This is a genomic window from Scandinavium sp. NPDC088450 (assembly GCF_044900545.1).
Taxonomy (GTDB): Bacteria; Pseudomonadota; Gammaproteobacteria; order Enterobacterales; family Enterobacteriaceae; genus Scandinavium.
In genome coordinates, this window is sequence record NZ_JBJDNI010000003.1 from 131,154 (window position 1) to 141,990 (window position 10,837).

The 10,837-nt window shown below is 54.0% G+C and carries 11 protein-coding genes; 6 read left to right on the forward strand and 5 right to left on the reverse strand.

Annotation, left to right across the window (positions count from 1 at the left end; all coding sequences use genetic code 11):
* Nucleotides 1-142 precede the first annotated feature (142 nt).
* From hemA to kdsA, 5 genes are all read left to right on the forward strand, one after another.
* Nucleotides 143-1,399 carry a glutamyl-tRNA reductase gene (gene hemA / locus ACI2I2_RS04630; RefSeq protein WP_404656831.1) on the forward strand — a complete coding sequence of 419 codons (1,257 nt, stop codon included), beginning with the start codon at nucleotides 143-145 and terminating at the stop codon, nucleotides 1,397-1,399.
* Between the two features lie 42 nt (nucleotides 1,400-1,441).
* Nucleotides 1,442-2,524, forward strand: coding sequence for a peptide chain release factor 1 (gene prfA, locus ACI2I2_RS04635; protein WP_404656832.1), 1,083 nt, complete (start codon nucleotides 1,442-1,444; stop codon nucleotides 2,522-2,524).
* Nucleotides 2,524-3,360, forward strand: a complete 837-nt coding sequence (gene prmC / locus ACI2I2_RS04640; protein ID WP_404656928.1) for a peptide chain release factor N(5)-glutamine methyltransferase — start codon at nucleotides 2,524-2,526, stop codon at nucleotides 3,358-3,360. The genes prfA and prmC overlap by 1 nt, the downstream gene beginning before the upstream one ends.
* Before the next feature lie 78 nt (nucleotides 3,361-3,438).
* Nucleotides 3,439-4,248 carry an invasion regulator SirB1 gene (gene sirB1, locus ACI2I2_RS04645; RefSeq protein WP_404656833.1) on the forward strand — a complete coding sequence of 270 codons (810 nt, stop codon included), beginning with the start codon at nucleotides 3,439-3,441 and terminating at the stop codon, nucleotides 4,246-4,248.
* Nucleotides 4,249-4,275: 27 nt separating this feature from the next.
* Nucleotides 4,276-5,130, forward strand: coding sequence for a 3-deoxy-8-phosphooctulonate synthase (gene kdsA, locus ACI2I2_RS04650; protein ID WP_404656834.1), 855 nt, complete (start codon nucleotides 4,276-4,278; stop codon nucleotides 5,128-5,130).
* Between the two features lie 119 nt (nucleotides 5,131-5,249).
* On the opposite strand, the gene chaA is transcribed toward kdsA, so the two are convergent.
* Nucleotides 5,250-6,350 (reverse strand): sodium-potassium/proton antiporter ChaA, encoded by a 1,101-nt coding sequence (gene chaA / locus ACI2I2_RS04655; protein WP_404656835.1) that lies wholly within the window; start codon nucleotides 6,348-6,350, stop codon nucleotides 5,250-5,252.
* Nucleotides 6,351-6,750: 400 nt separating this feature from the next.
* Between chaA and ACI2I2_RS04660 the strand changes: the two genes are divergently transcribed.
* A complete protein-coding gene (locus ACI2I2_RS04660; protein WP_404656836.1) occupies nucleotides 6,751-7,431 on the forward strand; it encodes a gamma-glutamylcyclotransferase in 681 nt (226 codons plus the stop codon).
* 39 nt (nucleotides 7,432-7,470) lie between these two features.
* Here the strand turns inward: ACI2I2_RS04660 and ACI2I2_RS04665 are convergent, their stop codons facing one another.
* The 4 genes from ACI2I2_RS04665 to ACI2I2_RS04680 all read right to left on the reverse strand — a co-directional run bounded on the left by ACI2I2_RS04665 (nucleotide 7,471) and on the right by ACI2I2_RS04680 (nucleotide 10,775).
* On the reverse strand, nucleotides 7,471-7,716 hold the full coding sequence (locus ACI2I2_RS04665) for a DUF1883 domain-containing protein (protein ID WP_330982711.1): 246 nt from the start codon (nucleotides 7,714-7,716) through the stop codon (nucleotides 7,471-7,473).
* A 214-nt stretch (nucleotides 7,717-7,930) separates the two neighbouring features.
* Complete coding sequence (locus ACI2I2_RS04670) at nucleotides 7,931-9,715, reverse strand: methyl-accepting chemotaxis protein (protein WP_404656837.1); 1,785 nt, start codon at nucleotides 9,713-9,715, stop codon at nucleotides 7,931-7,933.
* Between the two features lie 106 nt (nucleotides 9,716-9,821).
* The gene (locus tag ACI2I2_RS04675; RefSeq protein WP_404656838.1) at nucleotides 9,822-10,172 is read right to left on the reverse strand and encodes a DsrE/DsrF/TusD sulfur relay family protein; all 351 of its coding nucleotides are present in this window, start codon (nucleotides 10,170-10,172) and stop codon (nucleotides 9,822-9,824) included.
* A gap of 51 nt (nucleotides 10,173-10,223) precedes the next feature.
* Nucleotides 10,224-10,775, reverse strand: a complete 552-nt coding sequence (locus ACI2I2_RS04680; protein WP_404656839.1) for a YbhB/YbcL family Raf kinase inhibitor-like protein — start codon at nucleotides 10,773-10,775, stop codon at nucleotides 10,224-10,226.
* Nucleotides 10,776-10,837: the final 62 nt, after the last annotated feature.

Here is a 10,837-nt window from a genome sequence, read left to right on the forward strand (position 1 = left end):
CGGGCAGCGTCTACGTTCAAGTTGTCCCAAATCATGATATTACCGATTACTCCGAAAGGGGGCCGTCTCTTTTATTGACCTTGCGCATCCTGTATGATGCGCTCAGACTAACCTTATCAACGCTGGTACTACTCCTGCATTCATGACGCTCCTGGCACTAGGCATTAACCATAAAACTGCTCCGGTCGCGCTGCGAGAACGTGTTTCGTTTTCGCCGGATACGCTCGACCAGGCGCTGGAAAGCCTGCTTTCCCAGCCGATGGTGCAGGGCGGTGTGGTGCTGTCGACGTGTAACCGTACCGAGCTCTATCTCAGCGTTGAAGAACAAGAGAATTTGCAGGAATCCCTGATTCGCTGGCTGTGCGATTATCACCAGCTCAACGAAGAAGACCTGCGCAAAAGCCTTTACTGGCATCAGGACGACGATGCGGTCAGCCATTTGATGCGCGTTGCCAGCGGCCTTGACTCCCTGATTCTGGGTGAGCCGCAAATCCTTGGGCAGGTGAAAAAAGCCTTTGCAGATTCCAGCCGCGGCCATATCAATGTCAGCGAGCTGGAACGTATGTTCCAGAAATCCTTCTCTGTGGCAAAACGCGTACGCACGGAAACCGATATCGGTGCCAGTGCGGTGTCTGTCGCGTTTGCAGCCTGTACGTTGGCCCGACAAATCTTTGAGTCGCTCTCGTCCGTCACTGTTTTGCTGGTGGGTGCAGGGGAGACTATCGAACTGGTCGCCCGTCATTTGCGTGAACATCGCGTCAAAAAAATGCTGATTGCCAACCGTACCCGCGAACGCGCGCAAGTGCTGGCGGACGAAGTGGGTGCCGAGGTCATCGCGCTAAGCGATGTTGACGAGCGTCTGAAAGAGGCGGATATCATCATCAGTTCCACCGCCAGCCCGCTGCCGATTATCGGCAAAGGCATGGTTGAACGCGCCCTGAAAGCACGCCGTAATCAGCCGATGCTGCTGGTGGATATCGCCGTACCGCGTGATGTCGAACCGGAAGTGGGCAAATTAGCTAACGCCTATCTGTACAGCGTGGACGACCTGCAAAACATCATTCAGCACAACCTGGCGCAGCGCAAAGCGGCCGCTCAGCAGGCTGAAACGATTGTCGAACAGGAAGCCAGCGAGTTTATGGCCTGGCTGCGGGCGCAAAGCGTCAGCGAGACCATTCGTGAATACCGTTCGCAGGCGGATGTTGTGCGTGAAGAACTCACTGCCCGCGCGCTGGCTGCGTTACAACAAGGCGGCGACGCCGAAGCCATTATGCAGGATCTGGCGCGTAAGCTGACCAATCGCCTGATCCACGCTCCAACCAAATCACTTCAACAGGCTGCCCGTGACGGGGATGACGAACGCCTGAATATTCTGCGCGACAGCCTCGGGCTGGAATAGCGCTGCTCTCTCAAATACTCATTACAGGGTGAATTTAGGCCTATGAAGCCGTCTATTGTTGCCAAACTGGAAGCGCTGCATGAGCGCCATGAAGAAGTTCAGGCTCTGCTGGGTGATGCCAGCACGATTGCCGATCAGGAGCGTTTTCGTGCACTTTCAAAGGAATACGCACAGCTTAGCGACGTCGCCAAATGTTTTACCGACTGGCAGCAGGTGCAGGAAGATATTGAAACGGCACAGATGATGCTCGACGATCCTGAAATGCGCGAAATGGCGCAGGAAGAGTTACAGGAAGCCAAAACCAAAGGCGAGCAGCTTGAGCAGGACTTGCAGGTGCTGTTGCTGCCAAAAGATCCAGATGACGAGCGCAACGCGTTTGTGGAAGTGCGTGCGGGAACCGGTGGCGATGAAGCTGCGCTGTTTGCCGGTGATTTGTTCCGCATGTACAGCCGTTATGCTGAATCACGCCGCTGGCGCGTGGAAATCATGAGTGCCAACGAAGGTGAACATGGTGGATTCAAAGAAGTTATCGCCAAGATTAGCGGCGATGGCGTTTATGGCCGGCTGAAATTCGAGTCCGGTGGTCATCGCGTACAACGCGTGCCAGCCACTGAATCTCAGGGGCGTATTCATACTTCCGCCTGTACCGTTGCGGTGATGCCTGAACTGCCTGAAGCGGAAATGCCGGATATCAATCCTGCGGATCTGCGTATTGATACTTTCCGCTCCTCGGGTGCGGGTGGTCAGCACGTTAACACCACCGATTCCGCGATTCGTATTACTCACTTGCCGACTGGTATTGTCGTTGAGTGTCAGGACGAACGTTCCCAGCATAAGAACAAAGCCAAAGCGCTCTCCGTGCTGGGCGCGCGTATTCGTGCTGCCGAAGTGGCAAAACGCCAGCAGGCTGAAGCCTCTGAACGCCGTAACCTGCTGGGAAGCGGTGACCGAAGCGACCGTAATCGCACCTATAACTTCCCGCAAGGGCGTGTGACCGACCACCGCATCAACCTGACGCTTTATCGTCTGGACGAAGTGATGGAAGGCAAACTCGACATGCTCATTGAACCGATCGTCCAGGAATACCAGGCCGATCAGCTGGCGGCGCTCTCCGATCAGGAATGATGACCTTTAAACAGTGGTTAACGCAGGCGATCAGTCGGCTGGCTGAAAGTGAAAGTCCGCGCCGTGACGCGGAGATATTGCTTGGGCACGTCACCGGGAAATCTCGTACTTTTATTCTCGCGTTTGATGAAACAGCATTAACGCAGGAACAGAGCGACGCGCTGGAAGCCTTGCTGGCCCGCCGGGTGAACGGTGAGCCGGTGGCGCATTTAGTCGGCATGCGAGAGTTCTGGTCGTTACCGCTGTTTGTCTCGCCTGCCACGCTCATTCCGCGACCGGACACCGAGTGTCTGGTGGAACAGGCGTTAGCCCGAATGCCTGCCGACTCTTGTTCGGTGCTTGATTTGGGCACAGGGACAGGCGCGATAGCGTTGGCGTTAGCCAGTGAACGGTCTGATTGTGCCGTCACAGCAGTGGATTTTGTTCCTGCAGCGGTTGAACTGGCCACGCGAAATGCCACAAATCTGGCGCTTCGCAACGTCACTCTCCTTCAAAGTAACTGGTTCAGTGCGCTTGAAGGGCAGACATTCAGCATGATTGTCAGCAATCCGCCTTATATTGATGAACAGGACCCGCATCTTGCACAAGGCGACGTGCGCTTCGAGCCAAAAACCGCACTGGTGGCGGCTGAAGCAGGGCTCGCGGACCTGGCGTTGATTATCCGTGAAGGGCGCCAGCATCTGGTTGCTGGCGGCTGGATGCTGCTTGAACATGGCTGGAAGCAGGGTGAAGACGTGCGGGCGCTGTTTTTGAATGCAGGTTACGAGCAAGTGGAAACTTGCCGTGACTATGGCGGCAACGAACGGTTGACGCTAGGAAGACGTAGTGCTGACTGAGAGCGCGTTTAGCGTTATTATTAGCATCATTTTGAAGTTATCTGGCTGCCTGTTGGCAGCCCGCAGTTGGGGTAGGTAATGAGGTCATTAGCGGATTTTGAATTTAACAACGCGCCTTTGTGCGACGGAATGATCCTCATTTCTGAACTGATCCGTGACGATTTCCAGGCCCAGTATGTCATCGACGAACTGGAGCAGTTGGTCAGCCTGGCGCAGGAAGAAATCAGCCCTTCCTGGACTGATACTCGTCAGGTTGAACGCTTAATCGAGCTGTTCTACGGCGAATGGGGCTTTGGCGCCTCTCACGGTATTTATCGTTTGTCCGATGCGCTTTGGCTCGACAAAGTGCTGAAAAATCGTGAAGGCAGCGCGGTGTCACTCGGCGCAATTATGCTGTGGGTAGCACGTCGTCTGTCGATACCGATGATGCCCGTTATTTTTCCGACCCAGTTACTGCTGCGTGCCGATGTGGAAACCGGGGAAATGTGGTTTATCAACCCGTTTACCGGCGACACGCTGGACGAGCACACGCTTGAAGTGTGGCTGAAGGGCAACATCAGCCCGGTGGCAGAACTGTTTAATGAAGATTTGGATGAAGCGGACAACTCAGAGGTTATTCGCAAACTGCTGGACACGCTGAAGTCTGCGTTGATGGAAGAGCGCCAGATGGAACTCGCCCTGCGCGTCAGCGAAGCGCTGCTGCAGTTTAATCCGGAAGATCCTTATGAAATTCGCGATCGCGGCCTGATTTATGCCCAGCTTGAGTGCGAGCACGTGGCGCTGACCGACCTGAGCTATTTTGTCGAGCAGTGTCCGGAAGATCCGATCAGCGAAATTATTCGCGCGCAAATCAACAACATCGCGCACAAACAGATTACTTTGCATTAATCGATTACCTCCTGATAAGGCGATTTTATGAAACAAAAAGTGGTTAGCATTGGCGATATCAAAGTAGCAAACGACCTGCCGTTCGTGCTGTTTGGCGGAATGAACGTGCTGGAGTCCCGCGATCTTGCAATGCGCATTTGTGAACACTACGTCACCGTGACGCAGAAACTGGGCATCCCGTACGTGTTCAAAGCCTCTTTTGACAAAGCCAACCGTTCTTCCATCAAGTCCTACCGTGGACCAGGTCTGGAAGAAGGGATGAAGATTTTCCAGGAGCTGAAACAAGCCTTCGGCGTGAAAATCATCACTGACGTTCATGAAGCCTCTCAGGCACAGCCTGTTGCTGAAGTGGTTGATGTTATCCAACTGCCTGCTTTCCTGGCACGTCAGACTGACCTGGTTGAAGCGATGGCAAAAACCGGCGCGGTCATTAACGTGAAAAAACCGCAGTTCGTAAGCCCAGGCCAGATGGGAAATATCGTTGATAAGTTCGCCGAAGGCGGCAACGACAAAGTGATTCTGTGTGACCGTGGTACGCAGTTTGGCTACGACAACCTCGTGGTCGACATGCTGGGCTTTAGCGTCATGAAAGCGGTTTCCGGCAACTCCCCGGTTATTTTCGACGTGACTCACGCGCTGCAGTGCCGCGACCCGTTTGGTGCTGCTTCCAGCGGTCGTCGTGCTCAGGTAACCGAGCTGGCACGTGCGGGTATGGCAACCGGTATCGCCGGTCTGTTTATCGAAGCTCACCCGGATCCAGAGCACGCGAAATGCGACGGTCCATCCGCGCTGCCGCTGGCTAAACTGGAACCGTTCCTGAAACAGATCAAAGCGATTGACGAACTGGTGAAGAACTTCGATGAGCTGGATACCAGCAAGTAATCTTCTCTTTAGAAAGTAAAAAACCCGCTGCGGCGGGTTTTTTTATGGGCAATGCCCGGCGGCACTACGTTTGCCGGGCCTACGCGTAGGCCGGGTAAGCATCGCGCCACCCGGCATTATCAGGCAAATATCGTCATCAGATAAGCCGCAAACAGAGCCAGATGCGCGGCACCGTTCAGCACATTGGTGCGCCCTGTGGAGAACGAGATGTGGCACAGCACCAGGGACGCCACCATTACGATCATTTCTGGTGCGCCAAGGGCGAAGTGCAGGTCATTGCCCGTTGCGAAGGCAATCAACGTAACAACAGGTACCGTCAGTGAAATGGTGGCGAGCACCGACCCGAAGAACAGGTTCATGGCGCGCTGTACCTGATTGTTCAGCACCGCTTTCAATGCCCCTAATCCTTCCGGTGACAGAATCAACAGCGCAACCAGGAAGCCGGTGAAGGCGACAGGCGCATTCATGCTGGTGAGCAGTGTCTCAAGCGGGTTGGCGTTCATTTTGGTGACCGCGATAACGGCAATCAGATGAACGATCAGCCAGACGGCATGCCAAAGGCTGCTATGGGCGGACGGCTTGCCGTGATGCGGGTCGTCGTCGTCGGCTTCATCTTCATGTTCATACACGAACAGGCTCTGGTGCGTTTTGGTCTGAATCAACAGGAACACGCCGTACATCGCCGCGGAAATCAGCGCGACCAGCAATGCCTGCCCGGTTGAGAAGTTTGCGCCCGGTAAGGCCATGGGGAAGACCAGAACAATAATTGCCAGCGGGAAGAGGGCAATCATGTACTGCTTCAGACCGAATAAATTCATGTACTGCGTAGCAAACTTCTGGCCGCCCAACAGCAGCGAGAAGCCGACCAGGCCACCCGTCACAATCATAATGATCGAATAAAGTGTGTCTCGCATCAGGGTTGGGGCGGCGTCGCCGGTCGCCATTAATGCAGAAATCAGGCTTACTTCAAGAATGACCACTGAAAGGCTTAAAATCAACGAGCCATACGGTTCGCCGAGGCGATGGGCCAGCACGTCTGCATGGCGAACCACGCTAAATGCGCTGCTCAAAATACCGATTAACGCCAGAATATTGATCCCAATAACCACTGGCAGGGACTGGTTGTGACCAAAAAAGGCCAGCACCGCCAGTGCGACCAGCGGGAAAATGAGGGTTGTCTCCTTGTGGCGGGTCTTCACCGCCTCTTGCGCATGTGTCATGAACCATCTCCATTTCAGCAGGTTTTATAATTATAGATAACATAAGGCAATAAAATAACAGACTCGCGGATCATCTTAGCGTTGTTTTACCGAAATTTACCTCAATAAGGAAAAAATGAAGCAAGGCAGTTATAAATCCGGGTTATGTTTAATTTCCGTTTAAATAACAGAATATTGAATTCATAGTAAGTTCATTTAACTGTGCATGGTACGTGATGCGCTCTCATAAAAGCATGGCCGCATACCGCCACTTTCTGGAACTATTTGTGCTTTATTGACGCTCTGTTGTCTTGCAAGCGGCCCGTACTTTGCATATTGTCTGAGAAAGCTGGATACTATTTCAGCAATTTTACAGGGAAATAAGTCGTCGCAGGGAAGTGTGCAGTGGCGGAGGTTAAAAGTGTTAACGCGTGATTTCTTGCTGAAAGCCGATTGCAAAACGGCCTTTGGTGCAATCGAGGAATCGCTACTCTGGTCGCCAGAACAACGTGCAGCGTCGCTTGCCGCCACGTTAGCCTGTCGTCCGGATGATGGCCCGGTATGGATTTTTGGTTACGGTTCGCTGATGTGGAACCCGGCGCTGGATTACAGTGAATCCTGCACGGGAACACTGGTCGGCTGGCACCGTGCCTTCTGTTTACGCCTGACCGCAGGGCGTGGTAGCGCCTGTCAGCCAGGCCGAATGCTTGCCCTGAAAGAGGGCGGGCGCACCACAGGCGTGGCCTATCGCCTGCGTGATGGTGCGCTGGAAGAGGAGCTGACGCTGCTCTGGAAGCGAGAAATGATCACCGGCTGTTATCTGCCGACCTGGTGTAAGCTCGAACTCGATGATGGTCGTACAGTCAATGCACTGGTGTTCATTATGGACCCCAGACATCCGCTGTATGAATCTGACACCAGCGTGCAGGTCATCGCCCCGCTCATTGCCTCGGCCAGTGGGCCGCTTGGCACCAACGCTCAGTATCTTTTCTCGCTCGAACAGGAACTGACGAAGCTGGGGATGCAGGATGAGTGCCTGAATGAACTGGTGAATAATGTGAGGCATTTGCTGGGTGGGGAAAACCTGCCGAGGATTGCGTAACAGAAATGAAAAAGCCCGGAGTGTCCGGGCTTTGACGTTTCAGGCGGGCACGTAGCTTATCGAGTGCTCCAGAGACTGGCTGTGACTGTCGATGAGCACATTCCATGTCCCGCTGTACGGCACGGTCAGATAGGCATCTTCCCGGTTTTGCACGCTGAGGATATCGGTCTGCACATCCGTTACCTGCTTTTTAGCACTCATCAGGTGAATGTGACAGCGCTCAGAACACCGTACTACCACGGTATCTCCACCAAATAATGTCAAACTTGCTTTTACCATCGCCATTTTTTACCCCGTCGCCATCAGTCAACGCACTCCCTGCCGAGAACTCCTGCGTGTGATGTTGTTCACAAATCACTCATGGCATAACACCAAAGCAGGGGCGTGCTGATGCTGATTTTGATCAAAAAATGCCGTAACGATTCAACAAAGATGACATTACTCCTGAAACCATTCAGCTTGCATGGCGTTTGTCAGCCAAACCTGCGCCAGGGGCAGATTAAATGCGGAAATGACCCGCGGTTGTAGCAAGGTCGCCCGCCTGGCTTTGTAATGCACCCGCCGCAGCGGCGGATTCCACCACCAGTTCAGCGTTTTGCTGCACCATGCGGTCAAGATGAATAACCGCATGGTTAATCTCCTGAATCCCTTGCATTTGTTCGCTGCTGGCAATGCTGATCTCACGCATGATCCCGGAAACGCTGCCGATATTGGTCACAATATCCTGCATTGTTTCACCGGCAAGTCTCACATAGTGGGAGCCCGTGGCAACGCTCTGTGTGGTGGAATCGATTAAGGTTTTAATCTCTTTGGCCGCCTGTGCGCTGCGGCTGGCAAGGTTACGCACTTCACCGGCAACCACAGCGAAGCCGCGGCCTTGTTCACCCGCGCGGGCCGCTTCTACAGAGGCATTGAGTGCCAGAATATTGGTCTGGAAGGCAATGCCATCAATGACGCTGGTGATGTCGCCAATTTTGGCAGACGCGCTTTCAATAGCCTGCATGGTGTCGATGGCGCTGGAGACCACATCGCCGCCTCTGGAGGCCACTTTAGTCGCTTTCTCTGCCTGCGCGCTTGCTGCTGTTGCTGACTCTGTCGACTGAGCCACAGACGCGGTGATCTGCTCGACGGCGCTCGCCGTTTCACGCAGGCTGGAAGCGGCTTGTTCGGTTCGGGCAGAAAGGTCGCGGTTGCCTGCTGCAATTTCCTGTGCTGCAGTTTGTACTGAAGAAGTCGCATCGCGTAATTGCAGCATCACCTGCGCCAGCTTGTCGCTGAAGAGGTTGAAGGCATGAGCGATTTGCGCCACTTCATCTTTACCATCTTCTGGCAGGCGCTGCGACAAATCGTTAGTTCCATTACCTATCGCCAGCATGGCGTCGCGAATGGTCAGCAAGCGCTTGAGCATGGCCGCGACCAACAGGTGCACCACGCCGCCGCCAATCAGTACCAGCAAGATAAGCGTAAGGGCGGAAGCCTTCAGCAGTGCATTCATGCCAGAGGTGGCATCGCCTTTATCCAGTGCGACAACCAACAGCCAGTGCGTGCCCTGAACAGGCACGGCAGAGAAAATTTTATCGCTCGCGCCCAGATTGCCTGAAACGGTTTCACCCGCAGCCAGCGATTTTAGGCTCACGCCCGTAATGGCTTCGTTGAACGGTTTCAGGGTTAATGCCGGATTGCTGGCGGCAATCACGCTGCCATCATTGCTCAGCAGCAAACCGCTGCTGTTGGGTGTGGGGCGAATTTCACGCACGTTAGCCACCACGCTGTCCATGGTGACATCCCCGGCTATCACGGCTTTCAGCGTACCGTTGTCTTTTACCGGGACGGCAAAGGTGACGACCAGTTTCCCTGTTCCCGCATCAACATAAGGCGCGGTCACCACTGGCGCATCATCATGCAAAACCTGTTGGTACCACGGGCGACTGGTTGGGTCGTAGTCCGCAGGCACGCCTGTCGGGTCGGAAAACTTTGCTGTTTTCGTCGCATAGCCGACGTACACGTTACTGAAGCCACCGGCTTTCGCCATTTGCAGGAACTGGGGAACGGGATCGTCGCTGAGTGCGGCTTTATCCAGCGACGAAATCATGGTCATTTTGCTGCTGACCCAATCGGCTATCGCGAGGCCATGGCTCGTTCGGGTGCTGGTTAACATTTCGCGTTGCGATTCAAGATTATCGCGGCGAGTGATTTGATAGTTGATGATGGTGTTAAGAAGCAGCGCTACCACCAGACATCCGGCGGTAGCAGCGATAATGCGCGTGCGAATGGAACGAAACATAATATATTCCTGCTGTGTTGTTTGGCTTGCATATCGGCAACACAACGGGGAACTTGATGCTGGAAGCGGGGCTATAAGAAAAAAGAGTTTATCAGCGCTTTTTGACTCAAAACGTTAATACTTTATCCGCCGCGAGCGTCCACTGAGCGAGCTCAATCAACGTGCCAATCTCCACGCCATCCGCCAGCGGGAGGCTGCTTATTCCTCTGCCATCGGCGCAGGTTTTACACAGTTTTATTGGAATGTTTTGCGCGGTAAGAATTTCCAGCATTTGTTGGATATTGTAGCCCTCAGCCGGCTTTTGGCCTTTCAGCCCGGCGGTCACCGCATCGGACATCAGAAACAGTTTCAACTCCAACGGGCCTTGCTCACACAGAGCAATCGCCAGGCGAAGGCTGTTAAATAAGGATTCGCTGCCGTAGGCCGCGCCGTTCGCGATAATCACCATCTTTTGCATAGTCACTCCCTGGAAATAGCTTGGACAACAGGATGTTACTGCGTTCTCTCGCTACTGTCCAAAGCGACCAATTAAACCTGCGGCAGCAAGTTGATGCCCCTTGAGCTTCTCAAACAATGCTTCGCGTGTCAGCCCGGCTGGCAGAGTCGGTGGCAAATCGGTGGCAATTAACGTGAAGGTGTAATGATGAGCGCCGCTGCCGGGCGGCGGGCAGGGGCCATACCAACTGTTTGTGCCCGGCGTGTTTTTGCCCCCGGTAAAGCCATTGGGCGATTTTAGCGCGTCGGGTGCAAAACCAGTGGCAGACGGTGGAATGTTATAGGCCACCAGATGCGTCACTCCAAGACCCTTCTGGCCTTCGGGATCGTGAACGATAAGTGCAAGGCTTTGGGTTTGCGGCGGAATGTTACTCCAGACCAGCGGTGGCGAATTATTCTTGCCAGTGCAGTTGGCATTTTTCGGATCATTACCGGCAAATTTCTGGTCAAGCAGCGCGTTGTCGGCAAACGCGGGGGATTGCAGAATAAACAAATCGCTGGCGTGAACCACGCCGGAACTGAACAGCAGGGCACTGCAAAGAGCGAAACGAAGCGGCGGGCTCATAAGCGCAACTCTTACAGGAAAGGTGGTTTAAATGTAGTCAATTTTTAAGGATCTTCCTGAAA

Bases quoted from the DNA above. Each gene is read 5' to 3' on its own strand.
- hemA (WP_404656831.1), top strand. From the start codon at position 143: ATGACGCTCCTGGCACTAGGCATTAACCATAAAACTGCTCCGGTCGCG.
- prfA (WP_404656832.1), top strand. From the start codon at position 1,442: ATGAAGCCGTCTATTGTTGCCAAACTGGAAGCGCTGCATGAGCGCCAT.
- prmC (WP_404656928.1), top strand. From the start codon at position 2,524: ATGACCTTTAAACAGTGGTTAACGCAGGCGATCAGTCGGCTGGCTGAA.
- sirB1 (WP_404656833.1), top strand. From the start codon at position 3,439: ATGAGGTCATTAGCGGATTTTGAATTTAACAACGCGCCTTTGTGCGAC.
- kdsA (WP_404656834.1), top strand. From the start codon at position 4,276: ATGAAACAAAAAGTGGTTAGCATTGGCGATATCAAAGTAGCAAACGAC.
- chaA (WP_404656835.1), bottom strand. From the start codon at position 6,350: ATGACACATGCGCAAGAGGCGGTGAAGACCCGCCACAAGGAGACAACC.
- ACI2I2_RS04665 (WP_330982711.1), bottom strand. From the start codon at position 7,716: ATGGCGATGGTAAAAGCAAGTTTGACATTATTTGGTGGAGATACCGTG.
- ACI2I2_RS04670 (WP_404656837.1), bottom strand. From the start codon at position 9,715: ATGTTTCGTTCCATTCGCACGCGCATTATCGCTGCTACCGCCGGATGT.
- ACI2I2_RS04675 (WP_404656838.1), bottom strand. From the start codon at position 10,172: ATGCAAAAGATGGTGATTATCGCGAACGGCGCGGCCTACGGCAGCGAA.
- ACI2I2_RS04680 (WP_404656839.1), bottom strand. From the start codon at position 10,775: ATGAGCCCGCCGCTTCGTTTCGCTCTTTGCAGTGCCCTGCTGTTCAGT.